At 42.5% G+C, this 24,469-nt stretch carries 25 protein-coding genes and 1 pseudogene; 20 read left to right on the top strand and 6 right to left on the bottom strand.

Annotation, left to right across the window (positions count from 1 at the left end):
* Nucleotides 1-45: 45 nt before the first annotated feature.
* Together rpsT and coaA are read right to left on the bottom strand one after the other, a co-directional pair.
* Entirely contained in the window at nt 46-294 is a 249-nt protein-coding gene (gene rpsT / locus AB4X21_RS06290) for a 30S ribosomal protein S20 (protein WP_128861136.1), read from the bottom strand.
* Nucleotides 295-390: 96 nt separating this feature from the next.
* On the bottom strand, nt 391-1,311 hold the full coding sequence (coaA, locus tag AB4X21_RS06285) for a type I pantothenate kinase (RefSeq protein ID WP_003001846.1): 921 nt from the start codon (nt 1,309-1,311) through the stop codon (nt 391-393).
* 90 nt (nt 1,312-1,401) lie between these two features.
* Here coaA and AB4X21_RS06280 point away from each other — a divergent pair, with 90 nt between their 5' ends.
* The 14 genes and pseudogenes from AB4X21_RS06280 (at nt 1,402) to AB4X21_RS06215 (ending at nt 15,108) form a co-directional block, all read left to right on the top strand.
* The gene (locus AB4X21_RS06280) at nt 1,402-1,995 is read left to right on the top strand and encodes a class I SAM-dependent methyltransferase (protein ID WP_037615364.1); all 594 of its coding nucleotides are present in this window, start codon (nt 1,402-1,404) and stop codon (nt 1,993-1,995) included.
* Entirely contained in the window at nt 1,992-3,269 is a 1,278-nt protein-coding gene (locus AB4X21_RS06275) for a pyrimidine-nucleoside phosphorylase (protein WP_155172027.1), read from the top strand. Before AB4X21_RS06280 ends, AB4X21_RS06275 begins: the two co-directional genes overlap by 4 nt.
* Nucleotides 3,270-3,286: 17 nt before the next feature.
* Nucleotides 3,287-3,949 (top strand): deoxyribose-phosphate aldolase, encoded by a 663-nt coding sequence (deoC, locus tag AB4X21_RS06270; protein WP_003001619.1) that lies wholly within the window; start codon nt 3,287-3,289, stop codon nt 3,947-3,949.
* A complete protein-coding gene (locus tag AB4X21_RS06265) occupies nt 3,936-4,325 on the top strand; it encodes a cytidine deaminase (RefSeq protein WP_155172025.1) in 390 nt (129 codons plus the stop codon). The genes deoC and AB4X21_RS06265 overlap by 14 nt, the downstream gene beginning before the upstream one ends.
* A gap of 75 nt (nt 4,326-4,400) precedes the next feature.
* Entirely contained in the window at nt 4,401-5,456 is a 1,056-nt protein-coding gene (locus tag AB4X21_RS06260; RefSeq protein WP_369087669.1) for a BMP family protein, read from the top strand.
* A 129-nt stretch (nt 5,457-5,585) separates the two neighbouring features.
* A complete protein-coding gene (locus AB4X21_RS06255) occupies nt 5,586-7,121 on the top strand; it encodes an ABC transporter ATP-binding protein (protein ID WP_369087668.1) in 1,536 nt (511 codons plus the stop codon).
* Nucleotides 7,114-8,175, top strand: a complete 1,062-nt coding sequence (locus AB4X21_RS06250; protein WP_369087667.1) for an ABC transporter permease — start codon at nt 7,114-7,116, stop codon at nt 8,173-8,175. Before AB4X21_RS06255 ends, AB4X21_RS06250 begins: the two co-directional genes overlap by 8 nt.
* Nucleotides 8,175-9,121, top strand: a pseudogene (locus tag AB4X21_RS06245) (ABC transporter permease). The gene AB4X21_RS06250 and the pseudogene AB4X21_RS06245 overlap by 1 nt, the downstream one beginning before the upstream one ends.
* 120 nt (nt 9,122-9,241) lie before the next feature.
* Nucleotides 9,242-9,844 (top strand): hypothetical protein, encoded by a 603-nt coding sequence (locus tag AB4X21_RS06240; RefSeq protein WP_003011367.1) that lies wholly within the window; start codon nt 9,242-9,244, stop codon nt 9,842-9,844.
* Between the two features lie 21 nt (nt 9,845-9,865).
* Nucleotides 9,866-10,501 carry a copper homeostasis protein CutC gene (locus AB4X21_RS06235; RefSeq protein WP_003010936.1) on the top strand — a complete coding sequence of 212 codons (636 nt, stop codon included), beginning with the start codon at nt 9,866-9,868 and terminating at the stop codon, nt 10,499-10,501.
* A gap of 103 nt (nt 10,502-10,604) precedes the next feature.
* A complete protein-coding gene (locus tag AB4X21_RS06230) occupies nt 10,605-11,270 on the top strand; it encodes an MmcQ/YjbR family DNA-binding protein (protein WP_369087666.1) in 666 nt (221 codons plus the stop codon).
* A gap of 1 nt (nt 11,271) precedes the next feature.
* On the top strand, nt 11,272-13,026 hold the full coding sequence (locus AB4X21_RS06225; RefSeq protein ID WP_369087665.1) for an ABC transporter ATP-binding protein: 1,755 nt from the start codon (nt 11,272-11,274) through the stop codon (nt 13,024-13,026).
* A complete protein-coding gene (locus tag AB4X21_RS06220) occupies nt 13,013-14,767 on the top strand; it encodes an ABC transporter ATP-binding protein (RefSeq protein ID WP_369087664.1) in 1,755 nt (584 codons plus the stop codon). Before AB4X21_RS06225 ends, AB4X21_RS06220 begins: the two co-directional genes overlap by 14 nt.
* Nucleotides 14,768-14,859: 92 nt before the next feature.
* The gene (locus AB4X21_RS06215; RefSeq protein WP_003001593.1) at nt 14,860-15,108 is read left to right on the top strand and encodes a hypothetical protein; all 249 of its coding nucleotides are present in this window, start codon (nt 14,860-14,862) and stop codon (nt 15,106-15,108) included.
* 18 nt (nt 15,109-15,126) lie between these two features.
* Here the strand turns inward: AB4X21_RS06215 and AB4X21_RS06210 are convergent, their stop codons facing one another.
* The 3 genes from AB4X21_RS06210 to AB4X21_RS06200 all read right to left on the bottom strand — a co-directional run bounded on the left by AB4X21_RS06210 (nt 15,127) and on the right by AB4X21_RS06200 (nt 17,617).
* Complete coding sequence (locus tag AB4X21_RS06210) at nt 15,127-16,431, bottom strand: PLP-dependent aminotransferase family protein (protein WP_369087663.1); 1,305 nt, start codon at nt 16,429-16,431, stop codon at nt 15,127-15,129.
* A gap of 63 nt (nt 16,432-16,494) precedes the next feature.
* A complete protein-coding gene (locus AB4X21_RS06205) occupies nt 16,495-17,142 on the bottom strand; it encodes a hemolysin III family protein (protein ID WP_151378817.1) in 648 nt (215 codons plus the stop codon).
* Nucleotides 17,117-17,617 (bottom strand): DUF1836 domain-containing protein, encoded by a 501-nt coding sequence (locus AB4X21_RS06200; RefSeq protein ID WP_049498294.1) that lies wholly within the window; start codon nt 17,615-17,617, stop codon nt 17,117-17,119. Before AB4X21_RS06200 ends, AB4X21_RS06205 begins: the two co-directional genes overlap by 26 nt.
* Before the next feature lie 66 nt (nt 17,618-17,683).
* Between AB4X21_RS06200 and yaaA the strand changes: the two genes are divergently transcribed.
* Entirely contained in the window at nt 17,684-18,409 is a 726-nt protein-coding gene (gene yaaA / locus AB4X21_RS06195) for a peroxide stress protein YaaA (RefSeq protein WP_369087662.1), read from the top strand.
* Between the two features lie 118 nt (nt 18,410-18,527).
* On the opposite strand, the gene AB4X21_RS06190 is transcribed toward yaaA, so the two are convergent.
* Nucleotides 18,528-18,974 carry a MarR family winged helix-turn-helix transcriptional regulator gene (locus AB4X21_RS06190; RefSeq protein ID WP_003001765.1) on the bottom strand — a complete coding sequence of 149 codons (447 nt, stop codon included), beginning with the start codon at nt 18,972-18,974 and terminating at the stop codon, nt 18,528-18,530.
* A gap of 291 nt (nt 18,975-19,265) precedes the next feature.
* Here AB4X21_RS06190 and AB4X21_RS06185 point away from each other — a divergent pair, with 291 nt between their 5' ends.
* The 5 genes from AB4X21_RS06185 (at nt 19,266) to AB4X21_RS06165 (ending at nt 24,432) form a co-directional block, all read left to right on the top strand.
* Entirely contained in the window at nt 19,266-19,679 is a 414-nt protein-coding gene (locus AB4X21_RS06185) for a DUF5590 domain-containing protein (RefSeq protein ID WP_270298079.1), read from the top strand.
* Between the two features lie 16 nt (nt 19,680-19,695).
* Complete coding sequence (locus tag AB4X21_RS06180; protein WP_369087661.1) at nt 19,696-20,874, top strand: pyridoxal phosphate-dependent aminotransferase; 1,179 nt, start codon at nt 19,696-19,698, stop codon at nt 20,872-20,874.
* 148 nt (nt 20,875-21,022) lie between these two features.
* Complete coding sequence (gene asnS / locus AB4X21_RS06175; RefSeq protein WP_195623191.1) at nt 21,023-22,369, top strand: asparagine--tRNA ligase; 1,347 nt, start codon at nt 21,023-21,025, stop codon at nt 22,367-22,369.
* A gap of 67 nt (nt 22,370-22,436) precedes the next feature.
* On the top strand, nt 22,437-23,174 hold the full coding sequence (locus AB4X21_RS06170) for a DUF1003 domain-containing protein (protein ID WP_369087660.1): 738 nt from the start codon (nt 22,437-22,439) through the stop codon (nt 23,172-23,174).
* A 58-nt stretch (nt 23,175-23,232) separates the two neighbouring features.
* The gene (locus AB4X21_RS06165; protein ID WP_369087659.1) at nt 23,233-24,432 is read left to right on the top strand and encodes an MFS transporter; all 1,200 of its coding nucleotides are present in this window, start codon (nt 23,233-23,235) and stop codon (nt 24,430-24,432) included.
* The last annotated feature ends 37 nt before the right edge of the window (nt 24,433-24,469 follow it).

Here is a 24,469-nt window from a genome sequence, read left to right as displayed (position 1 = left end):
GCACAAAAAAAGCTCCGGAGAGCTTGATTTTTATGCTGTTCTTGATTAACCAAGTTTCGCTGCAAGACGTGCTTTATCACGGCTAGCTTTGTTCTTGTGGATCAAACCTTTAGTTTCTGCTTTATCGATAGCTGAGCTAGCAGCGCGGTAAAGTTCTTCAGATGGGTTTGCTTCAAAAGATTTGATTGCAGTACGCATAGCTGATTTTTGAGCTGAGTTTTTTTCGTTTTGTTTAACGTTCAATTCAGCGCGTTTGATAGCTGATTTAATGTTTGCCAAGTTATTCACCTCCATTGATAATCTAACTATCTCATTATATATGAAAAGTTAAGATTTGACAAGCCTAAAATAGCTTTTCCTTAAAAAAGTACCGTTAACAGGCCATTTTCTCTAGCGTTTGAGATAAATTTCATCGATTTCATGATTGGTTGCTTTATGGAGAATCAGATCAGCTCGGTTTCTGGTTGGTTGGATGTAATATTGCAAGTTGACTAAATTTATGGATTCCCATACCTGGTGGGCCATGCTTAAAACTTCTTCTAGGGGTTGCTCTGTAAATTGATAGTAGTAGTTATTGGGATCATTCTGAGCTAATGCAAGGAGTTTTTGGAAGCGATCGATATACCAAGATTCGATATCATTGACTGCGGCATCCACATAGATTGAAAAATCAAAGAAATCGGTCATATAAAGACTGTCATTTTGTGGATTTTGAAAGACATTGATCCCTTCTACAATGACAAAATCAGCCGGTAAAATGGTTTGCTTCTCATCTGGGACAATATCGTATATTTCGTGGGAATAGACAGGGATTTCTACGCTCTTGTTGTTTTTAATTTGATTGAGAAAATCAAGGAGCAATTCCATATCATAGCTTTCCGGAAATCCTTTTCGATTGAGGATCTCTTGTTCTTTTAAGATAGCATTTGGATAGAGGAAGCCATCCGTTGTTACCAACTCCACCGTCGAGCCTTCAAAGGTTCGTGACAGCAGGATTTGAAGTAAACGGCTAGTGGTGGATTTTCCAACCGCAACACTCCCTGAAACCCCAATGATAAAGGGTTGGCGTTCACTCGTTTTTTGAAGGAAAATACCTTTTGAGAAGGCCAAATCTTCTTTGGAACGCTTGTAGATGCCTATCAGGTTTGTCAAAGGCAGGTAGACGTCACGTACATCCTGGAGGTTGATGCGGTCGTTAAAACTTTTAATAGAATTGAGCTCTGTTTGAGAGAGAGGTGGGGTGGTTTTGCGGTGCAAATTTTGCCAAGTTTCCCGATTAATTTTTTCAAAATGTAGAAATTCTTTGTCCATATGTCACTCCTATTGTAGTCTTTAGTATACCAATTTTTAGAGGTCATGTAAACGATTTAAAAAAGGAGTGAATTATGATAAAATAACCTTATGAGTAAAATGTATTTTGATGTAAACCCAGATGCAGCCCATGATATTCATGATCTGGCTGTAGTTTTATTGGGGCAAAAGATGAATTTTTATACGGACGCCGGCGTCTTTAGTAAAAAAATGATTGACTATGGAAGCCAGGTGCTCTTATCAACCCTGGATTTTCAAGAAGGAGAAAGTGTCCTTGATGTTGGCTGTGGCTATGGTCCAATTGGCCTCTCTCTCGCTAAAGCGCAAGGAGTTGCAGTGACTATGGTGGATGTTAATGAGCGGGCGCTGGACTTGGCTAAGAAAAATGCCAGCCGAAATGGCGTGGAAGCTCAGATCTTTTCTTCGGATGTCTATGAAGCAGTAGAAGGGGTCTTTGACCATGTGATCAGTAATCCGCCGATCCGAGCTGGTAAGAAAGTGGTTCACCAAGTGATCACTGGTAGTTTTGAACATTTGAAACCAGGTGGAGACTTGACCATTGTCATTCAGAAAAAACAAGGGGCTCCAAGTGCTAAGGCCAAGATGGAAGAGACCTTTGGCAATTGTGAGACAGTAAAAAAAGACAAGGGCTATTATATTTTAAGAAGTGAGAAAGAATCATGAGAGCAGTAGATATCATTCAGAAAAAAAGAGATGGTCTTGCCTTAAACAAGGAAGAAATTGAATGGCTGATTGAGGGCTATGTGGCTGGAACGGTTCCAGATTACCAAATGTCCGCTTTTGCTATGGCTGTTTATTTTAAAGGGATGACGACGGAAGAAATCTCCCATATGACCATGAAGATGGTCCAAACGGGGCAACAGTTTGATCTGTCAGCTATTCCAGGAATCAAGGTAGACAAACATTCGACTGGTGGTGTGGGAGACAAGGTGACCTTGGTCTTGGTGCCTCTGGTTGCAAGTTTTGGAGTGCCGGTTGCTAAAATGAGCGGTCGTGGCTTAGGCCACACGGGTGGAACCATCGATAAGTTGGAATCCATTAAAGGTTTCCAAATTGAACGGACCCAAGAGGAATTTATCCAGCAGGTTCAGGAGATTGGCTTATCGGTTATTGGGCAATCTGACCAACTTGTGAAGGCAGACAAACTTTTGTATGCTCTGCGTGATGTAACGGCGACAGTGGATACCATTCCTTTGATTGCTAGCTCCGTCATGAGTAAGAAAATTGCTGCAGGTGCTGATGCCATTCTTTTGGACGTGACGGTAGGCGAGGGTGCCTTCATGAAGAATATTGAGGATGCTCGTCGCTTAGCACGTACCATGGTGGATCTTGGAAATGCAGTGGGTCGGAAAACCATCGCTGTCATTACAGATATGAGCCAACCTTTGGGAACCAGCATTGGTAATCGTTTAGAAATTTTAGAAGCCCTGGATATTCTGAAAGGACAGGGGCGCGCTGATGTCACAGAGTTTATTTGTGAATTAGCGCAAATCATGTTGAAATTGGCCAATGTAGATCAATCAATTGAAGCCATCCATGAACACTTGAACAATGGTCAGGCTTTAGCGAAGTTTGAAGAAATGGTTGTGGCTCAAGGTGGAGACTTAGAAGATTTGCATCGTCCCGTCAAAGTGGATCAGGTCCTTGAAGTAACAGCGGACCAAGATGGCGTTATTGCTGCTTTACCTGCCATGGAGTTTGGTTTGTTTGCTATGCGCCTGGGTGCTGGTCGTGCTGTCAAATCGGATCCCCTCGATTATGAAACAGGGATTGTGTTTGACAAAAAAGTGGGAGAGCACGTCAAAAAAGGGGAACGCATTGCCCGCATTTTCATGAATGAAAAAAATTCACAAGAAAGCGTTACAGAATTCAAAAAAAATGTTAAAATACTAGAAAGGGCTGAAAGCGTTAAAGAAATTATTGAAATAATATCTTAAGCAGCTTAGGAGATTGTATGAAGTTAAATAAATATATCGATCACACTCTTTTAAAACCAGATGCACAACAAGAACAGATCGAAAAGCTGATCGAAGAAGCCAAGGCTTATGATTTTGCGAGTGTCTGTGTGAACCCGACATGGGTGAATTTTGCGGCTGAGGGCTTGCGCGATTCAGACGTTAAAGTTTGTACCGTCATTGGTTTTCCTTTAGGAGCAAATACACCATTTGTCAAAGCGTGTGAGACAAAAAATGCGATTCAAAATGGTGCCGATGAGATTGACATGGTCATTAATATCGGGGCTCTTAAGTCTAAGAATTTAGCACTAGTTGAGGAAGATATCCAAGCTGTAGTCGAAGCGAGCGGTGATAAGCTGGTCAAAGTCATCATTGAGACTTGTCTCTTAACCGATGATGAAAAGATCGTTGCTTGTCAAATTGCTAAGTTAGCTGGCGCAGACTTTGTGAAGACTTCAACTGGCTTTTCAACTGGAGGAGCAACGGTAGAAGATGTAGCCTTAATGCGTCAAACTGTTGGACCCGACATGGGTGTTAAGGCTTCTGGTGGTGCTCGCTCTTATGAAGATGCTCTTGCTTTTATCGAAGCAGGTGCGACCCGTATCGGGACTTCTTCTGGTGTAGCCATCATGGAAGGAAAGGTGGCTCATGGCGACTACTGAGTTGATTGACTTAGCAGTTGAAGTGAGTCAACAAGCCTATGTGCCTTACTCTCACTTCCCAATTGGAGCTGTACTGCTAACGAAGGATGGGGAAATCTATACAGGTGTCAATATCGAAAATGCCAGTTTTGGATTAACCAACTGTGGAGAACGGACAGCCATTTTTAAAGCTGTTTCTGAAGGAGCTCGCGAGTTCAAAGAGCTGATTATCTATGGGCAAACAGAAAAGCCCATCTCTCCGTGTGGTGCTTGTCGTCAGGTCATGGCTGAATTTTTTGAACCAGACCTGCCTGTAACTTTGGTATCTAAAGATAAATCGACGGTCGTGATGACGGTCAAGGAATTACTTCCATATTCCTTTACAGACTTGACTTAGTTGGTCTGTGAGGCGGTCTTTTGACCCTTTCAATACTTCGCAACAATGTTGCACAATAATTTAGGAGGTTCAGTAATGAACAAGAAACAATGGCTAGGCCTTGGTCTAGTAACTGTCGTCGCTATCGGACTTGCAAGATGTGGAAATCGTGCGTCTAAAAAAGATAGCGCAAACTCAGAATCAAAAACTGATTTGAAAGCTGCTATCGTTACCGATACTGGTGGTGTGGATGACAAATCATTCAACCAATCTGCTTGGGAAGGTTTGCAAGCTTGGGGGAAAGAAAACGGTCTTTCTAAAGGAAACGGATTTGACTACTTCCAATCAACAGATGAATCTCAATATGCGACAAACCTTGATGAAGCTGTTTCTAACGACTACAAATTGATCTTTGGTGTTGGTTTTGCCTTGCGTGATGCAGTAGAAAAAGCGGCTTCTGACAACGAAGGAACAAACTTTGTTATCATTGACGACCGTATTGAAGGTAAAAAGAACGTAGCATCTGCTGTCTTTGCCGACAACGAAGCTGGTTACCTTGCTGGTATCGCTGCTGCGAAAACTACAAAAACTAAACAAGTTGGTTTTGTAGGTGGTATGGAAAGTGAAGTTATCACTCGTTTCCGCGCTGGATTTGAAGCTGGTGTTAAATCTGTTGACCCATCTATCAAAGTTCAAGTAGACTACGCTGGTTCATTCGGTGACGCGCTAAAGGTAAAACAATTGTCTGCACAATACGCAGGTGCAGACGTTATCTACCAAGTAGCTGGTGGTACTGGAGCAGGTGTCTTCTCTGAAGCAAAAGACTTGAACGAGAAGAAAAATGAAGACGAAAAAGTTTGGGTTCTTGGTGTGGACCGTGACCAAAAAGCTGAGGGTGAATACACTTCTAAAGATGGTAAAAAATCTAACTTTGTCTTGGCTTCAAGCTTGAAGAAAGTCGGAGAATCTGTAAAAGACTTGGCTAAGAAAGCTGCTGACGGTAAATTCCCTGGCGGTAAAGTGATTACTTATAGCTTGAAAGATGGTGGAGTTGATTTGACAACTGACAACCTTTCTGCAGATGCTAAAAAAGCTGTCGAAGATGCCAAAGCTAAAATCCTTGATGGATCTCTTAAAGTTCCTGAAAAATAATATTTGATTGGGCGGCCCTCCCTTTAAGGGCCGTTTCTTTTAAAGTGAGACATTTTTGTCTCAATAAAATCTGTTAGTTCTCTAGCAGATTTTATTGAAATAAAAAAATTTTGAGAGGAAAACACCCACATGACACATGAATATGTCATCGAAATGCGTGAGATTACCAAAAAATTTGGTGACTTTGTAGCAAATGACAAGATTAATCTTCAGTTGCGCAAAGGTGAAATCCATGCACTTCTTGGAGAAAATGGTGCAGGGAAATCTACCCTGATGAATATGCTGGCTGGTTTGTTGGAACCAACAAGCGGAGACATTGTGGTAAATGGAAATACTGTTAACCTAGACTCACCTTCAAAAGCAGCTTCTTTAGGAATTGGAATGGTGCACCAACACTTTATGTTAGTTGAAGCCTTCACTGTTGTTGAAAATATCATCCTTGGTTCTGAAACCACTAAACATGGTGTTTTGGACCTTAAAAAAGCCAGCCAAGATATCCTTGACTTGTCTAAAAAATATGGCCTGGCAGTAGATCCAAATGCTAAAGTTGAGGATATTTCCGTTGGTGCGCAGCAACGTGTGGAAATCTTAAAGACGCTTTATCGTGGAGCCGACATCCTGATCTTCGATGAACCAACTGCAGTGTTGACACCAGCAGAAATCGAAGAATTGATGACAATCATGAAGAACTTGGCGAATGAAGGAAAATCCATTATCTTGATTACGCACAAGTTGGATGAAATCCGTGCTGTTTCAGACCGCGTAACGGTTATCCGTCGCGGGAAATCTATTGAAACAGTCGAGATTGGTGGAGCTACCAACCAAGACTTGGCCGAAATGATGGTCGGTCGTTCTGTTTCCTTTAAAACGGAGAAAGGTCCTTCTGAACCGAAAGAAGTGGTCTTGTCGATTGAGAACTTGGTTGTAAACGAAAACCGGGGAGTCCCAGCTGTTAAGAATCTTTCGCTAGAACTTCGTGCTGGTGAAGTCGTTGGGATCGCAGGGATTGATGGAAATGGTCAATCTGAGTTGATCCAAGCCATTACAGGTCTACGGAAGGTAAAATCGGGTTCAATTAAGATTAAAGGCAAGGATGTTGTAGGACTACGTCCACGTCAAATCACAGAAATGAAGGTAGGGCACGTCCCTGAAGACCGTCACCGGGATGGTTTGGTCCTTGATATGATGATCTCTGAAAACATGGCTCTTCAAACTTACTACAAAGAACCTCTTAGCAAGAATGGTATTTTGAATTATCCAAATATTACCTCTTATGCCAAGAAGTTGATGGATGAGTTTGACGTTCGTGCAGCTAGTGAAGTGGTACCAGCTAAGGCTCTCTCTGGAGGAAACCAGCAAAAAGCCATTATCGCGCGGGAAATCGATCGCGATCCAGATCTCTTGATCGTCAGCCAGCCAACTCGTGGTTTGGACGTTGGAGCGATTGAATATATCCACAAACGTTTGATTCAAGAACGGGATAATGGGAAAGCCGTTCTGGTTGTCAGCTTTGAATTAGATGAGATTTTGAATGTTTCTGACCGTATTGCGGTTGTTCATGATGGGAAGATCCAAGGGATCGTAACCCCTGAAACGACGAATAAGCAAGAACTTGGAATCCTCATGGCAGGAGGAAAAGTAGAGGAGGGAGCATCTAATGAATAAGAATTTAAAACAAATTGCTGTTCCATTGGTGTCTGTCCTTTTAGGATTGGTCTTGGGTGCCATTATTATGTGGGCCTTCAGCTATGATGCCCTTTGGGGATATGAATTGCTGTTTAAGAAAGCCTTTGGTTCGATTAAGAGTTGGGGTAATATTTCCCGTGCTATGGGGCCACTGATTTTGGTTGCTCTTGGATTTTCGGTAGCTAGCCGAGCCGGCTTCTTTAACGTTGGACTTCCTGGTCAGGCTTTTGCAGGATGGATCATGGCGACTTGGTTTGCTCTTTCCTTCCCAAATATGCCTCGATTACTGATGATTCCAATAACCGTTTTGATTGCGGCTATTGCAGGTGGATTTATTGGAGCGATTCCAGGTTTCCTTCGTGCCTATCTTGGAACCAGTGAGGTGATCATCACCATTATGATGAACTACATTGTTCTCTATGGTGGGAATGCCTTGATTCATAGCTTCCCAGCTTCCTTGATGAAAAATAAGGACTCAACCATTGATGTGGGAGCTAACGCTGTCTACCAAACGGAGTGGTTGCGTAATTTGACAGACAAATCACAAATGAACATCGGGATCTTTTTTGCCATCATCGCAGTGGTGGTCATCTGGTTCTTGATGAAGAAAACAACACTTGGTTTTGAAATCCGTGCCGTTGGTCTCAATGCCAATGCGGCAGAATATGCTGGGATGTCTGCAAAACGGACCATTATCCTTTCTATGATCATTTCTGGTGCTCTTGCTGGTATCGGTGGGGTAGCAGAAGGTCTAGGTATTTACTCAAATGTCTACGTTCAAACCAGCTCAATGAGTGTTGGATTTAACGGAATGGCCGTTGCCCTTCTTGCGATGAATTCACCAATTGGTATTCCATTTGCTGCCTTCTTGTTTGGAGCACTTCAAATTGGGGGAGTTGGTATGAAGCCAGCTGCCATCCCTGAAGAAGTCGTTCAAATTGTGACAGCATCCATTATCTTCTTCGTATGTGCTCACTACATTATTGAAAAGATGATCTCGATGCGTTCAGCTAAAAAAGGAGGAGCAAACTAATGAGTATTGTAACGGTTTTAAGTATTCTTGTTTCCTCTATGATTGTGTATGCGGCTGATCTTCACAAGTATCGGAGGAGCATACTCAGAACACGCTGGGGTTGTTAACGTTGGTCTAGAAGGAATCATGGTTATGGGAGCCTTCTCAGGTATTATCTTTAACTTGACTTTTGAACCTGAGTTAGGAAGTTTGACACCATGGTTGTCCTTGATCGTTGCTGCAGGGATTGGAGTACTCTTCTCCTTGATTCACGCGGTGGCAACCATTCATTTCCGTGCTGACCATATCGTCTCAGGTACAGTATTGAACTTGATGGCACCTCCATTGGCAGTCTTCCTTGTTAAAGCGATGTATAACAAGGGACAAACTGATAATATCAAAGTTGCCTTCGGGAAAACGTCAATTCCAGTCTTATCTAAAATTCCGGTCATTGGGGATATTTTCTTCAACAATGCCAGCATCATCGGCTGGGTTGCGATTCTCTTTTCATTCTTTGCTTGGTTTATCATGTTCAAGACAAAATTTGGATTGCGTCTTCGTTCAGTTGGGGAACACCCACGCAGATACATTGGGAATCAATGTTTATAAAATGCGCTACTTAGGAGTCATGATCTCAGGTGCCCTAGCTGGTATTGGAGGAGCCATATACGCTCAATCTATTTCCGTTAACTTTGCGGTGACTACTATTGTTGGTCCTGGGTTCATCGCCCTCGCAGCTATGATTTTCGGGAAATGGAACCCAATCGGGGCCATGCTGGCTAGTCTCTTCTTTGGAGCCTCACAAAGTTTGGCAGTTATCGGGAATCAATTGCCTTTGCTTAAAGGTATCCCATCCATCTACTTGCAAATTGCGCCGTACGTCTTGACTATGGTTGTCTTGGCAGCCTTCTTCGGACAAGCAGTTGCGCCAAAAGCAGATGGTGTTAACTACATTAAATCGAAATAATGCACAGAGAGATGCGAGGTTTCCTCGGTCTCTTTTGCTTTGTAAAGGCCCCTCTTAGTCGCAATTTCTTTAGATTTAGGGTACAATAAGAATACAACTTTTCACGTATTGGAGGAGCAGATGTTTAAGTGGATGAGACGCCTGATTGGCATGGTGATCGTTTTATTTATGTTATTAGTGATCTTGTTGATTCCTGGATCTATCCCTGAAGGGGAGCAGCTGAGAAATGTGCAGGCAGGGAGTTCTTTGATTGAACTGGCTCAAAATGCGGTTTCAAATGCCTCTTTGAGCACTGAAGGACTCTCAACGGAGCTGAGTCTCAATTCTGTGCAATTGAGTCAGGTCGTAAAAACAAGTGCTGGATCCGCCCTTGACAATTCTGACTATCAAAAGATGGCACTAGGAATGGATGGCAATGACCTTCACGTCAAAGTTCCTGTTTCCTTAGGACCAGTCGATAGCTATCTAGATTTAACCATGACTGGTCAAGTCGAAAACAATGTCATGAATTTGACCGTGACCGGTGCTAAATTAGGGAAAATGCCCATTCCAAAATTCTTGGTTCTCAACTATTTGAAGGATCAATCCAATCAAAATGGAGGCGGCTTCACAGTGAATGGTGATCAAATCACCCTTGAGATTCCTCAAGCAGGCTATAGTATCTCAAAAGCGAGAGTAGAAAATGGCAATGCGAAGGTAACCGTTAGTATATCCTTGTTTTAAATCTTTGAAAATGGAGTTGTCATGCTTGTCTTTGAATTTTGTGCAGAGAATTTAACTTATATTGATAAGGCGATTGCTGCTGGGGCAGGTCGCATTGAACTGTGCGACAACTTAGCAGTGGGCGGGACCACACCGAGTATAGGTGTGATCAATGAAGCAATCAAACTGACAAGAGAGAAGTCCGTGGATCTATGTGTCATTATCCGGCCCCGTGGTGGAAATTTTGTCTACACTGATCTGGAAGTTGAAGCTATGCTGACGGATATTCGTGCTGCGAAAGAAATAGGGGTTACTTGTTTTGTGCTGGGTGCGCTGACGAGCGATCGAAAGTTGGACCAGAGGGTCATGCAGCTTTTACTAGCAGCCTGTGGAGAGGCAGAGGTGGTCTTTCATATGGCCTTTGATGAGTTAGCACATACAGATCAGCTAGAAGCGATTGAGTGGCTTTCTGATCAAGGTGTGGCCCGTATTTTAACACGGGCTGGAAGTCCAGGTGACCCACTAGAGCAACGTTTTGCACACTATCATCGTTTATTAGATGCGGCTAAGGGAAAGATTCAGATCCTGCCAGGTGGGGGTGTGACCCTTGATAATCGTCAGCTCTTTTTGGAGCAATTGGGCGTTTGTCAACTGCATGGCACGCGCATCGTGTTTTAAAAAAGAAACGATCACTGCTTGAAGAAGTTTTGAAGATCCATTATCAAGGTTGGGGACGTTGTTTCCAGCCTCTTCTAGTGCAAAAATGAATAAGGGAGAGAAAATGTTTTTAGAGCATTATTTTGACCGGTACACTTTTCAGCCAGAAAAGGGATTGGCTTACGGATTTGAGAAGAGAGGGGCAGGCTATGAATACCAGTGCCCCGTCTTATCGGACACTTTTCTCTTAAAGGTCCGTGTCTGCGACCAGAAGATTTATTTTCAGGTCTATGATCAGGATACAGGGGACGAGTATATCCAGATCCATCTGGAACAGCTACAAGGAAATTTCGTTGGCCAAGTCAGGGAAGCCTGTCAGGAAAGTCTTGCAAGGATCCGGCAAGCTTGTTTTGAGGTAGAAGAATTTCTCTATCCTCAAGCCAAGCGTCTCATGGCCTATATCTCCCTGCACTATCAGGGAACGATTGAGTATTTGTGGGAGAGATCTCCGGAATCCGGTGCCATTCGCCACCGAGACACCCTCAAGTGGTATGGTGTCTTTATGACCATTGATTGGAAAAAACTGGATGCTAGCAAGTCTGGAAATATAGAAGTTTTGAATGTCAAGTCTGATCAAGTAGCCCATTTCACCCAGCAGAAAGGGATTTATCCAGCTTTTCATATGAATAAAAAATATTGGGTGAGTATCCCCTTAGATGGAACAATTTCTGATGAGGACTTGTTTGCTCTAGTGGATAGTAGCTGGCAACTCACCAAAAAGGGGAAATAAGATGAATCTGTTGAGGAAATTATCTTGGTTTTTTAATTTAGAGAAGAAGCGATACTTGATAGGGATAGGGTCCTTGATCTTGGTTAGTTTTTTAAATCTCATTCCTCCAAGAATCATGGGACTTGTGATCGATTTGATCGATAAAAGAAGGCTGACATTGGGGCAGTTAGTTGTGGATATTGCCCTTTTGGTCCTCGCAGCTCTAGCCATGTATGGCCTTCGTTTTGTCTGGAGACGTTATATTTTTGGAACGGCCAATAAGTTGGCTCGGATCTTGCGTTACCGTTTGTTCAAGCAATTTACGCTCATGTCTCCATCTTTCTATCAGCGTTATCGCACAGGGGATCTCATGGCCCATGCTACTAATGATATCAATGCGGTAACCATGTTTGCCGGTGGCGGGGTTATGTCTGCAGTGGATGCTTCCGTGACAGCCTTGGTGACCCTGGTCAGCATGTTTTTCATGATTGATTGGCGCTTAACCCTCTTAGCTATTTTGCCCTTACCGGTTATGGTGGTAGTGACTTCAGCTATTGGACGCAAAAACCACAAAGCCTTCAAAGAGGCCCAAGAAGGCTTCTCAGAGCTGAACAACTTTGTTCAGGAATCCGTATCAGGAGTCAAGGTGACCAAATCTTTTGGTTTTCAGGCAGATGAGATTCGGGCTTTTGAAAAAACCAATCAAATGGTCTTTTCAAAGAATATGACTTCAGCCGGTTACAATGCTTTGTTTGATCCGACTACTCTTCTTTTTGTCGGTCTCTCCTATGTTTTGACGCTCTACTTCGGAGGGCTATTTGTTCAGGAAGGGAGCCTGACGGTTGGACAAATCGTAACCTTTATTACCTATCTCAATATGCTCGTCTGGCCCCTTCAAGCCATGGGCTTCTTGTTTAATATTAGTCAGCGTGCTAGCGTCTCCTATGATCGGATTGAGACACTTTTAGCAGAAACACCTGATATTCAAGATCCGAGTCAACCAGTCACAGACATTCAAAACGGCGATCTGGAATATGACATTAAAGAATTCGCCTATGAGAAAGAGCCTGTCCTTGAAAAGGTTGCCTTTTATTTAGAAAAAGGGCAAACCCTTGGAATTGTGGGTCCAACTGGATCTGGAAAGACCACCTTGTTGCGTCTCTTGCTTAGAGAGCACGACTTGGAGCAGGGAGATATTTTGCTCAATGGAATCTCCATCAAACATTATCGCTTAGAAGATCTTCGAAGCTTGATCGGCTACGTCCCTCAAGATCAGATCCTCTTTGCCATGACCATTCGCGAGAATGTAGCTTTTTCAGATCCACAGATCAAGGAAGAAGAGGTAATGAAGGCTCTGAGAACTTGTGGAGTCTATGAGGATATTCTGGCCATGCCAGACCAGATGGAGACAGTGTTGGGAGAGAGAGGGGTCTCTCTTTCTGGCGGGCAAAAGCAACGGATTGCCATGAGTCGTGCTTTGGTCATGAATCCTGAGATCTTGATTTTGGATGATTCCCTGTCTGCAGTAGATGCTAAAACGGAGCATCAAATTATTGAAAATATGAAGCTGGAACGCAAGGGGAAAACAACTATCATCACAGCCCACCGCCTATCAGCTATCGTTCATGCGGATTTGATTCTGGTAATAGAGAATGGACAGATCAAGGAGCGAGGAAATCACGAGGAATTAATGGCTCAAAAAGGTTGGTATTATGAAACCTACCAAGCCCAACAATTATCAGAAGAAATGGAGGGAAAGCTGAATGAAAACATCTGAAGCTCATGTGATGAAGCGGCTCTTGACTTACATGTGGCGTTATAAGTGGTTAACAGCCCTAGCCTTAGTCTTTACCTTCCTGACTAGTCTGTTATTGACGGAGATTCCTCTTGCAGCTCGCTGGTATATTGACCACCTAGTGGATCCGACAGAAGCTAGCTCTCCAGTACTGACAGCTTTTCAGTTTCTCATTCTCTACTATGGCTTATTCATTGGGCGCGTGCTAGCAACCTACCTGAGTCAATTAACCTTTGCGCGTGTATCCAATTCTATCGTAAGAGATATCCGTCTAGATATTTTCCAAAATCTTCAAAGGCTGGGCATGTCCTTTTATGACCAGACAGCAGCAGGTTCGATTGTTTCGCGGGTGACTAATGATACACAGGCAGTCGCAGATATGTTTTCTACGGTCTTTTCAAGCCTGATTTCATCCTTTTTACTCTTTCTAGTCACCCTGGTAACTATGTTTAGCTTGGACTGGCATTTGACCATTTGGATCCTGCCTTTTCTTCCCATCATTTGGTTTTCTATTCGTCTCTATCGCAAGTTATCCAATCGCTTGGTCAAGATGACCCGACAAAAATTATCAGATATCAATGTGAAATTATCGGAATCCATTGAAGGAATGCGGATCGTGCAGGCCTTTTGTCAAGAAAAGCGCTTGACGGATGAATTCGAACAGATTAATGGGGAGCATTTGGATTATGCCAATCGTTCTGTCGATGTCAATTCCCTCTTTTTGAGGCCAGCTATGACCCTGTTACAGGTTCTGGCCTATGCGGTCATTCTGACCTTTTTCGGCTTAAATTGGCAGTCCTCAGGCTTTACAGCTGGTCTTATCTATGCCTTTATCCAGTATGTTAGCCAGCTTTTCCAGCCCTTGATTGATGTTACGCAGAACTTTGCAACCTTGCAGACCTCAACCATTTCTGCAGGACGTGTCTTTGAGATGATGGATCGAAACGACTATGAGCCCAAGCAAGTTGGTAGCCTGAAAGAAATCGAGCGGGGAGATATTCGTTTTGAGCATGTATCTTTTTCTTATGATGGCAAACGGGATGTCCTAAAAGATATCTCCTTTGAGGTCAAAAATGGACAAACCATCGCTTTTGTTGGTCATACTGGTTCTGGTAAATCCTCTATTATCAATCTCTTCATGCGCTTTTATGAATTTGATCGTGGCCGGATCTTGATTGATGGACAGGATATCAAGGACTACAGCCAGGAAGCCTTGCGCAATTCCATCGGTTTAGTGTTGCAAGAGCCTTTCCTCTATCATGGAACCATTGCTTCTAATATCCGGATGTACCATGAAGAACTGACTGATGAGGAAATCCGACAAGCAGCTGCATTTGTGGATGTAGCAGACTTTATTGAGAGTTTACCTGGTGGCTATGATCATCCGGTAACAGAGCGGGGTTCTACCTTGTCGACCGGTCAGCGTCAGCTTCTGGCTTTTGCCCGAACGATTGCTGCCCAGCCTAAGATCCTCATTTTGGATGAGGCCACTGCCAATATCGACCAAGAGACGGAAGAGATGATCCAAAATTCTCTGAGGAAGATGCGCCAAGGGCGGACAACCATTGCCATTGCCCATCGTCTTTCTACCATCCAAGATGCCGATTGCATCTATGTTCTCGATAAAGGAAAAATCATCGAATCGGGCAATCACGATCAACTCATTGCTCTAGGAGGAACGTATAAAAAAATGTATGACCTCCAGGCCGGTATGATGAAATAAGGACAAACAAGGTCTAAATGCAAGTTTAACCTTGTTTTTCTTGCTTGAAAGCTGTAAAATAAAGAAAAGAACAGAAAAAGGGAGCATACACCATGTCAAACGATCTGATCCTGATGGGAGTTGTTATTGTCTTATTTGGACTCTATTTCACCCTTCAAGTTGAGCTCAATAAAGTCAGAAATCAATTTACTCATTATCTTCTAAAACCAGGTAGTATTTCCAAGGAACAAAGAGAGAAGTACCTCAAAGAACCAGAGATGGAAGCGATTCGCCTGATTCGCCTCGATTATCGGATCGGCCTTCAAAATGCCAAACTTATTTATGAGCAATTGAAGAAATAAGAAAGACCCTCGTATAGTCTATACGAGGGTTTCTCTTTCAAAAAAAGGCGTAAGCTTTGGTAAAACATTGGCCACATCTGCTGATTTGATCTTGGCGAGTTGATAAGGACAAGCAGTGATGTAGGCTGCTTCAAAGAAATCAAGCGGGAGTCCACTGTGTTTTAAGGCAGCAAGCGATTTGACCTGATGAAGATCTAATAGGATTCCGTCGTGGGTCAGGGTCAGATGAGGAAGAAGAGGAGATTGGGCCATCAAGGTCTTTAGACTGGCTTCCTCCTCTTTTTTTCTGGCTAGGAGTCGCTTTTTATTTGTCAGATACATACCATTATCAATGTAGAGACTTAAGGCCTTTTGCATGATCAGATTGCTATCATAGTCCAGAATCGTCTTATAGGTTAAGACCGGCTTTAGAAGGTCTTGGGGAAGGATCATGGAAGTGATGCGAAGAGCAGAAAAGAGATTGGTCGAAAAAGATTTGATGTAGATCACCCGGTTCTTTTGATCCAAATAATGAAAAGATGGAGCATTACTGCCATCAAGATCTCCCAAATAGTCGTCCTCAACAAGGTAGACATCATATTGGTCAGCTAGTTGCAAGATCGCTTCTTTCTGCTTGGTCGAATAGCTATGACCGAGCGGATAGTGAAAACGAGGGATCGTGTAGAAGAATTTGATATGGCCACTTTTGAAAATCTCTTCAAGTTCCTCGAGATCAATCCCCGTTAAATTACGTTGAATAGTACGGTAGGCAAGTTGCTGCGAATCTAAGAGTTGGTTCATCCGATGATAAGTCGGTTGCTCGATCAAGATCTGAGATTTTTTATTGGGAAAGTCAATCTGGCTGAGGATATTAAGGGCCTGCTGGGTACCAGCAGTCAAAACAATCTGATCCGCAGTCGTATAAATCCCTTCTTCCTTCAATAAGCCTTGAATGGATTGGCGTACTTCAACTAACCCTGCTTGGTCCGAAAAGTTATTAAAGAGATAATTCTCCCGTCCAATCAAGGTTTCGTTGATACAGGTTCGGAAGTCCTCAAAAGACTGGTTGCGATCTTTCTCTAATTTTAGTGGAAGATCCTCATGTCGATTCGGTTCTTGCTCCAAAACATAGTAGCCACTTTGAGGCTTAGCATAGAGGAAGTGCTGGTAAGTCAAGTCCAGCAAGGCTCGTTGCACCGTGTCCTTACTACAAGAAAATTGACTGGCTAATTGACGAACAGAAGGAATTTTCTGTCCAGTTTCTAGTTCACCATCTTGAATACCTTTTTTTAAAACATGAATAATTTCTTGGTATTTGCTCGTCTTCATTCTGACTGTCCCCATACAGTTTTTTTCTATTGTACAGAAAAAATCACAAAAAAACCACTCATAAGAGTGGTGAGCGTATTACATAAAGTATACAATCGCTAAATACTGAAGAGCAGAAGCTGCCAGGATGAAGAGGTGCCAAATCATGTGGAAGTATGGTTTTTTCTTAGCATAAAAGCCAGCTCCAACCGTGTAGCACAGACCGCCCATGAGCATGAGACCCCAGAAGATCGGATTGGTTTGACTAACGATTTGGGGAATGATAAAGATGACCAACCAGCCCATGATCAAGTAAAGAGCGAGACTGAACTTTTCATTGACTCTTTTGGCAAAGATTTTGTAGAGAATACCAAAGATGGTGGTCCCCCATTGGATCAAGATAATGCTGTAGCCCATCCAGTTATTCATCAAGGTGAGGACAACTGGTGTGTAACTGCCTGCGATCGCAATGTAGATCATGGAATGGTCGATAATACGAAGCACATACTTTTGAGGTGAATCGTAAGACATAGCATGGTAGACGGTCGAAGACAGAAACATCAAAAAGAGACTGATAACAAAGATAGAAGTCCCGAAAGCACTGAGAAGACCGTGTTGCTCAAAACTATAGACTGCTGAGATCGGAAGTAAGATCAACATGAGGAGGGCGCCAACAGCATGGGTTACGCTATTTGCGATCTCTTCTCCAAAGGATAATTTTTTACTTAGTTTCATGGTGTAATTCATCAGTTTCTTCCTCCGTTTTTACTGGTTGAATATAAGATAGGGTTTCAAGATAAAGTTGAACTGTCTGACAGGCAGAGCGAATGATAGGAGCGATTGGCTCTTTTTGCTCATTGAGATAAGCGACAAAGCTATTATAGAGAAGATCTGAGCTTGCCTGGTCCTGCAAGAAATTCAAGGTAGAAGCAATCTCCTGAATAGAAAAGACCGTTTTTAAGGTTGTAATAGCGATCAAGCGGGCCACCTGTCTACGCTGGTATTTCTTCTTATCTGGTTTCTCGACATAGCCATGTTTTACGTAATTGTTGATCATGGCAGCCGTCAAGCCCTTGTCTGAAGAAGAGAGAACAGGTGCACAGGTTTTATTGACATAAAGAAGGACCTGATCGAGATAGAGGTCTAGCTCAGGCAGTTGCTCCCACGTTGGATAGGAAAAAGTGGACACGAAATCTTCACCTTTCTTTAATCTAGTTTTCATAACTAGATAATAACATTAATAAAAACTCCTGTCAAGAAAATTTGAAAAATATGGTACAATAGACCTATGAAACTATTAATTCCATCCGCCAAAGAACTGAACGAACAGGCTCGTATCGTCGAGCCCCAACCCTTGTCAGAGAACACAAAAACCATCCTCCAAGCTTTGAAGGCATTCTCGCTAGAAGAATTAGCGACCTTTTACGGTATCTCAGAGGAAAGAGCCCTAGTAGAAAAGGAAAGAATTGAGGCTCTGTTAGCTGGGAGTGCTAAAACCTATCCTGCTTTAGAACTGTTTGATGGCCTTATGTATCGTAGTATCGAGCGTCAAGACTTATCCGAAAAAGAGCAGGCTTATCTGCAGGAGCATTTGTTGATCACGACTGCTTTATACGGTGTGCTACCTGCCTATGAAGGGATTGCTCCCCATCGCTTGGATTTTATGATGAAGTTAAAACCAGCTGGAAAATCTCTAAAGGTACTCTGGAAAGAGGACTATGATCAGGCAGTAGAAGGTGAGGAGCAGATCTTATCCCTTTTGTCCTCTGAGTTTGAACAGGTCTTTTCAAAAGCCATTCGTGAGCGAATGATTCGGATCAAATTCATGGAGAATCGTGGTGGGACACTGAAGATTCACTCGACGATTTCAAAGAAAGCACGTGGGGCCATGGTGACAGCCATGATGAAGGAAGAAATCACCCATCTAGAAGATCTGAAATCATTAGAAGTAGCAGGTTTCTCTTATCGTGAGGATTTATCGCAAGAGAAAGAATGGGTCTTTGTGAAAGAATAAATAAAAATATTCCTGAGAAGCGTCAGGAATATTTTTTTGATCTGTTAGATAAAGAGAATGCACGATGAAAACTCCAAAATAGAGGATTTTGGAGTCAGAATCGTCTTGAGCAGTAGGCTTAGGCGATATGTTTGAATTTCTTCAAGAGTTCTGTCAACTCAGCTTGCTCGCCACTATTAAAGACTTGCATCAAGCGTTGAATATTTTTGATATGATCTGGAAGAGCTTCTTCGATTTTTTTACGACCGGCATCTGTAATAGATACAAGATAAGCACGGCGGTCTTCTGGATCGGTTTCGCGTGTAATCCAACCATCGCGGACCATATTGCGAATAACCACAGTCATATTCCCAGAGGTCGCAAGAATGCTATCAATCAGATCTTGAATGCGGAGATCGCCTTTGCTGTACAAGGTCTCAAGTACAGAGAATTGAGTTGGTGTCAACTGGTGCTTTTTAAAGATATGAGCCTCAGAGGCACGGATCAATCGTTCTGCCTTGTGGAAGACGATCATGGTTTTTAAATCTACGTTTGCTTCTTTGAATAATCTCTTTAAATTTTCCATATCTATATTTTATCAATAAATAGTATTTCTGTCGTTTAATTTTATTTTCAAATTAGTTACAAAATTGTGACAAATTTATTTAACTATGAACAAATGATAGTAAAAGTGTTAATTTTAGTTTGTTTATCAAATAATTTTATGCTAAAACATTGTAATAGGTATGAAATATTAGCAACAATTCTTTCTTGAAAATCTATAGAATTCTAGGTAGCTTTGGTGTATAATGAGGGAGTGAAACAGAAAAATAATCTTTTTATAGTATGGCAACATATAATAGGAATCTGTATCTTAGTGTTGACGATCCTTTTTTCTTGGCTATTTCTTGCTGAAAAAACTTCGGATCGCATGCAGGATCAAATGGCGCAAGCAAGAAAAATAGCTCTGTCTCACTCTTCGATTGCTACCATTGAGACGGAGAGTTTCTTTCATGGCAAAGAAGTGTATCTTTCCTTTATTGGTAAGGACCAAGAGGGGCAAGAACTAGCGGTTTTGGTGGCGCAGGCGGATGATGCAGTCTATACCTATCCTTTGAAAGAAGGAGTTAGTTCCAAAGAGGCAGCTTCTGTCGTCAAAGAGAAGAGTCAGGATGCGATTGATCGGGTAACTTTTGGACGCTTTAAAGGCAAACCGATCTGGGAAGTCAAGGCCGGGAGCTCCTATTATGTGGTGGATTTCAAGACTGGGAAAGTCACCGGTGTTTTTTAAGATTTGAGGAGGAAATATGAAATTATCAAATCGTGTATTGGAAATGGAAGAAAGTGTGACCTTGGCTGCAAATGCGCGTGCCAAAGCTTTGGCAGCAGAAGGTCGTGATATCTTAAGTTTGACCCTGGGTCAACCTGACTTTGCGACTCCAAAAAATATTCAAGAAGCAGCAGTCGCATCCATTGAGGATGGCCGCGCTAGCTTTTATACGGTCGCATCTGGACTTCCAGAATTGAAGGATGCCATTAGCGACTATATGAAAGAGTTTTATGGCTATGCTGTGAATCGGAATGAAGTAGTGGTCGGTACTGGTGCCAAGTTTATCCTCTATGCCTTCTTTACTTCTGTCATCAATCCAGGAGATGAAGTCATCATTCCAACACCTTGCTGGGTTTCTTATGTAGACCAGGTCAAGATGGTAGAAGGCACACCTGTTACTTTCCAAACAACAGAAGAAAATCATTTCAAGGCAACGGTAGAGCAACTGGAAGCAGCACGGACAGACAAGACCAAGGTTGTCTTGCTGAATTCGCCATCCAATCCAACAGGGATGATCTACAGTAAAGAAGAGCTCCAAGCAATTGGAAACTGGGCTGTCGAACATGATATTTTGATTTTAGCGGATGATATCTATGGTCGATTGGTTTACAATGGCAACACCTTTACGCCCATTTCTAGTTTATCAGAAGCGATTCGCAAGCAAACTATCGTGATCAACGGAGTTTCTAAAACCTATGCTATGACTGGTTGGCGGGTTGGTTTTGCTGTAGGAGATCCTGAGATTATCGGAGCTATGGCCAAGGTGATCAGCCAAACAACTTCCAACTTAACAACCGTTTCCCAATATGCCGCCATCGAAGCCCTCACAGGAGACCAATCTTCTATTGAGATCATGCGCCAAGCTTTTGAGGAGCGTTTGAATACTATTTATCCTTTGTTGAATGAAGTACCTGGTTTTGAAGCCATCAAACCTCAAGGAGCCTTCTATCTCTTCCCAAATGTCAAGAAAGCCATGGAGATGAAGGGCTATACGGATGTGACGGAATTTACCACAGCAATTTTAGAAGAAGCAGAGGTTGCTTTAGTAACGGGAGCTGGCTTTGGTGCCCCTGAAAATGTTCGCTTGTCTTATGCGACAGATTTGGATACCCTGAAAGAAGCTGTTTGCCGACTCAAGGCCTTTATGGAAAAATAAAAATGCAAGATCCTTAGTAATGAGCTGAGGATCTTTTTCTTTAAAAAAAATCTGGTTTTCACAGGTAGAGCCTAGCACTGAAAGCCTTTTTATGATACAATTAAGAAGATAATGTCTTCGGACAAGTTTAACGAGAAAAGGAAGATGAATGATGACAAAACGGATTACTATCATCGAAGTAAAAGACTATGTTGGTCAAGAAGTGACCATCGGTGCTTGGGTGGCCAACAAATCAGGTAAAGGGAAAATTGCTTTCTTGCAATTGCGTGACGGGACTGCCTTTTTCCAAGGTGTGGCTTTTAAACCAAACTTTATCGAAAAATTCGGCGAAGAAGTGGGGCTTGAAAAATTTGACACCATCAAACGCTTGAGCCAAGAAACCTCTGTCTTTGTAACAGGGATTGTCAAAGAAGACGAACGCTCAAAATTTGGCTACGAGTTGGATATTACGGACATCGAAGTGATCGGTGAATCTCAAGATTACCCAATCACTCCAAAAGAACACGGGACAGACTTCTTGATGGACAACCGTCACTTGTGGTTGCGTTCACGCAAACAAGTTGCTGTGATGCAAATCCGTAATGCCATTATCTATGCAACTTATGAATTCTTTGATAAGAATGGCTTCATAAAGTTTGACAGCCCAATTCTTTCAGGAAATGCGGCGGAAGATTCAACTGAACTTTTTGAAACAGATTACTTCGGTACACCAGCTTACTTGAGCCAATCCGGTCAGCTTTACCTTGAAGCAGGTGCTATGGCCCTTGGTCGCGTCTTTGACTTTGGTCCGGTATTCCGTGCTGAAAAATCAAAAACTCGTCGTCACTTAACTGAGTTCTGGATGATGGACGCTGAGTACTCTTACTTGACACACGATGAGTCACTTGACTTGCAAGAAGCTTATGTCAAAGCTCTTCTTCAAGGTGTTCTGGACCGTGCTCCTCAAGCCTTGGAAACATTGGAGCGTGATACGGAGCTTTTGAAACGCTACATTGCTGAGCCATTCAAACGGATCACTTACGATGAAGCCATTGATCTCTTGCAAGAACATGAAAACGATGAAGATGCGGATTATGAGCATTTGGAACATGGAGATGACTTTGGTTCACCACATGAAACATGGATTTCAAACCACTTTGGTGTACCAACCTTCGTGATCAACTATCCAGCTGACATCAAGGCCTTCTACATGAAGCCAGTTCCTGGTAATCCAGACCGCGTGCTTTGTGCAGACTTGCTTGCACCAGAAGGGTACGGAGAAATCATCGGTGGATCTATGCGTGAGGAAGACTACGACGCCCTTGTTGCGAAGATGGAATCTCTTGGCATGGATCTTACAGAGTATGAATTCTACCTTGATCTTCGTAAATACGGTACAGTTCCACACGGTGGATTTGGTATCGGTATCGAGCGTATGGTAACCTTCGCAGCTGGTACTAAACACATCCGTGAAGCCATTCCATTCCCACGTATGTTGCATCGTATCAAACCTTAATAGACGTAAAAACGCCATTAGGCGTTTTTCACTTTTATCTGCTCCAAAAACTATGAAAGGAAACTCAATGCTGAAAATAGATATCATCGATGGGAAAGAATACGAGGATGGTCAGGGGTCTTTGATCGCAGATCTAGACCATAGTATTCAACAGATGCTCAAGACCTCCTACCCGGAAAGTCAAATAGATGATTTTATCACGTATAAAAATTTGAGCCAATATTGTATGGATTATCTTGGACAGATTATTGAGCGTGCAAATGATAAAAACGAAGCCATTAAACAGCAGGTGACAGGTGTCATGCCCGAAAGCGAGCGCCCCTTTAACGTTGAAGACCGCTTGACAGCCAGCTATACCTTCGGTCAGCGGGTAGCGGATTCGGTCGCACGCTTTGGTGGTTCTTGGACCTTTATTATTAGTTTTATCCTGATGATGGCTATCTGGATGTTGATCAATGTCTTGCATCCCTTTGGCTGGAATTTTGACCCTTATCCTTTCATCTTGCTGAATCTTGCACTTTCTACGATTGCGGCGATTCAAGCTCCTTTGATCATGATGAGCCAAAACAGGGCAGCAGATTATGATCGCCTGCAAGCGCGAAATGACTTTAACGTCAATATGGAGTCGGAAAGAGAAATTCGCTTACTGCATACGAAGATTGATCATATGGTGCAGCAAGACCAGACGGATTTACTGGAAATTCAAAAGTTGCAAACCGAATTGTTGGTGTCCTTGTCTAATCAAGTGGCCCAGCTACGTCAAGAAATGAATCAAGAAAAAATGAAGGAGGAGGAGAAGATGTAGGCAAATCTAAGTAAGTCTTTAAGAAACACTTATATAATCTATTGAAAGAGGAAAAACAATGTTTAAAAGAACTTACAAACGCAATATTTCACTCCTAGCAGGTTTGGAATTTACTTCTTATTTTGGAATTACCAGTTTTTGGATTCTCTTTTTTATTCAAAATGGTCTTTCTTTGCTTCAGATTGGTCTATTAGAGAGTATCTTTCATGGGACGAGTCTCTTGTGTGAGATCCCATCTGGTATGTTAGCCGATCGCTTTAGCTACAAGACCAATCTCTATTTGGCTCGCTTGTCCAGTATTGGATCTTCTATCTTGATTTTATTTGGTCAGGGGAATTTTTGGATCTACGCCATTGCTATGATGGTCAATGCTTGGTCTTATAATTTTGACTCGGGGACCAGTACCGCTTTCTTATTTGATTCAGCGGTGGAAGCAGGTCAAAAAGACCGTTATCTTCAGATTTCTAGCTTCTTGTCTGGTGTGGCCGAAGTCACCCGAACTTTAGGGACAGTGGTGGCAGGCTTCTTTATTCACGGAGCATTGGCTTGGACCTATTATATTGCTATCGGGCTATCCTTGCTTTCCATTCTTTTGATCTTTCTGATGAAAGAGCCAGAGAGCAAGAGTGATGAAAGAAATCATTTGACCATAAAGCGGATATTGGAGGTAGTGAAACAAGAATGGCAGGACAAACCAGTCTTGTTTTACTGGATGCTCACCTATCAGTTGGTAGGGACCATCATGTGTATGTTTTATTTTTACTACCAACAGAAAATCAGTGACTTAGCCAGTTGGCAAGTTTCTCTTATTATGTTGATTGGTAGTGGATTCAATCTCCTTGCGGTTTATTTGGCCAGTCAAATCGGGAAAAAATGGAATAGTAATCAAGTCTTTCCGATTCTAGTTGCACTGACAGGGTTGGCCTTGCTTTTGGTAGTTGTAAAGACCCCATTCGCCTATCTGAGTGTCTATCTCTTGACCAATGCCCTTTATGCAGTTTATCAACCCATCTACTACAATGATTTACAAGCTTATCTACCTTCTAGTGTGCGAGCAACCATGCTGAGTATCAATTCCATGATGTTTTGTCTATCTATGATTGTCATTTTCCCACTGACTGGTTGGTTCATTGATAGTTGTGGATTTGTAGCAGTCTTTCTTGTATTAGGCCTTATAACGCTATTCTCTTTCCCTCTACTAATGATTGGATTGGGGAAAATGGGCAAGACCTTAAGCAAGGTAACAAAGAAGGAATAAGATTTCTGACCTTCATCTGGTCAGTATTCAACTCTCT

The sequence above is a fragment of the Streptococcus sp. CP1998 genome (assembly GCF_041026655.1).
GTDB classification, from domain to species: domain Bacteria; phylum Bacillota; class Bacilli; order Lactobacillales; family Streptococcaceae; genus Streptococcus; species Streptococcus dentalis.
Note: the sequence above shows the minus strand (reverse complement) of the source record. Positions and strands in the feature narration are given on the sequence as shown.

What these genes read in the sequence shown, in the direction of transcription:
- AB4X21_RS06205 (WP_151378817.1), bottom strand. Translation starts at nt 17,142, where the DNA reads ATGAATTACACCATGAAACTAAGTAAAAAATTATCCTTTGGAGAAGAG.
- rpsT (WP_128861136.1), bottom strand. Translation starts at nt 294, where the DNA reads ATGGAGGTGAATAACTTGGCAAACATTAAATCAGCTATCAAACGCGCT.
- deoC (WP_003001619.1), top strand. Translation starts at nt 3,287, where the DNA reads ATGAAGTTAAATAAATATATCGATCACACTCTTTTAAAACCAGATGCA.
- AB4X21_RS06165 (WP_369087659.1), top strand. Translation starts at nt 23,233, where the DNA reads ATGTTTAAAAGAACTTACAAACGCAATATTTCACTCCTAGCAGGTTTG.
- AB4X21_RS06180 (WP_369087661.1), top strand. Translation starts at nt 19,696, where the DNA reads ATGAAATTATCAAATCGTGTATTGGAAATGGAAGAAAGTGTGACCTTG.
- AB4X21_RS06220 (WP_369087664.1), top strand. Translation starts at nt 13,013, where the DNA reads ATGAAAACATCTGAAGCTCATGTGATGAAGCGGCTCTTGACTTACATG.
- yaaA (WP_369087662.1), top strand. Translation starts at nt 17,684, where the DNA reads ATGAAACTATTAATTCCATCCGCCAAAGAACTGAACGAACAGGCTCGT.
- AB4X21_RS06190 (WP_003001765.1), bottom strand. Translation starts at nt 18,974, where the DNA reads ATGGAAAATTTAAAGAGATTATTCAAAGAAGCAAACGTAGATTTAAAA.
- AB4X21_RS06200 (WP_049498294.1), bottom strand. Translation starts at nt 17,617, where the DNA reads ATGAAAACTAGATTAAAGAAAGGTGAAGATTTCGTGTCCACTTTTTCC.
- AB4X21_RS06260 (WP_369087669.1), top strand. Translation starts at nt 4,401, where the DNA reads ATGAACAAGAAACAATGGCTAGGCCTTGGTCTAGTAACTGTCGTCGCT.
- AB4X21_RS06255 (WP_369087668.1), top strand. Translation starts at nt 5,586, where the DNA reads ATGACACATGAATATGTCATCGAAATGCGTGAGATTACCAAAAAATTT.
- AB4X21_RS06235 (WP_003010936.1), top strand. Translation starts at nt 9,866, where the DNA reads ATGCTTGTCTTTGAATTTTGTGCAGAGAATTTAACTTATATTGATAAG.
- AB4X21_RS06250 (WP_369087667.1), top strand. Translation starts at nt 7,114, where the DNA reads ATGAATAAGAATTTAAAACAAATTGCTGTTCCATTGGTGTCTGTCCTT.
- AB4X21_RS06240 (WP_003011367.1), top strand. Translation starts at nt 9,242, where the DNA reads ATGTTTAAGTGGATGAGACGCCTGATTGGCATGGTGATCGTTTTATTT.
- AB4X21_RS06170 (WP_369087660.1), top strand. Translation starts at nt 22,437, where the DNA reads ATGCTGAAAATAGATATCATCGATGGGAAAGAATACGAGGATGGTCAG.
- AB4X21_RS06230 (WP_369087666.1), top strand. Translation starts at nt 10,605, where the DNA reads ATGTTTTTAGAGCATTATTTTGACCGGTACACTTTTCAGCCAGAAAAG.
- AB4X21_RS06275 (WP_155172027.1), top strand. Translation starts at nt 1,992, where the DNA reads ATGAGAGCAGTAGATATCATTCAGAAAAAAAGAGATGGTCTTGCCTTA.
- AB4X21_RS06215 (WP_003001593.1), top strand. Translation starts at nt 14,860, where the DNA reads ATGTCAAACGATCTGATCCTGATGGGAGTTGTTATTGTCTTATTTGGA.
- AB4X21_RS06280 (WP_037615364.1), top strand. Translation starts at nt 1,402, where the DNA reads ATGAGTAAAATGTATTTTGATGTAAACCCAGATGCAGCCCATGATATT.
- asnS (WP_195623191.1), top strand. Translation starts at nt 21,023, where the DNA reads ATGATGACAAAACGGATTACTATCATCGAAGTAAAAGACTATGTTGGT.
- coaA (WP_003001846.1), bottom strand. Translation starts at nt 1,311, where the DNA reads ATGGACAAAGAATTTCTACATTTTGAAAAAATTAATCGGGAAACTTGG.
- AB4X21_RS06225 (WP_369087665.1), top strand. Translation starts at nt 11,272, where the DNA reads ATGAATCTGTTGAGGAAATTATCTTGGTTTTTTAATTTAGAGAAGAAG.
- AB4X21_RS06265 (WP_155172025.1), top strand. Translation starts at nt 3,936, where the DNA reads ATGGCGACTACTGAGTTGATTGACTTAGCAGTTGAAGTGAGTCAACAA.
- AB4X21_RS06210 (WP_369087663.1), bottom strand. Translation starts at nt 16,431, where the DNA reads ATGGGGACAGTCAGAATGAAGACGAGCAAATACCAAGAAATTATTCAT.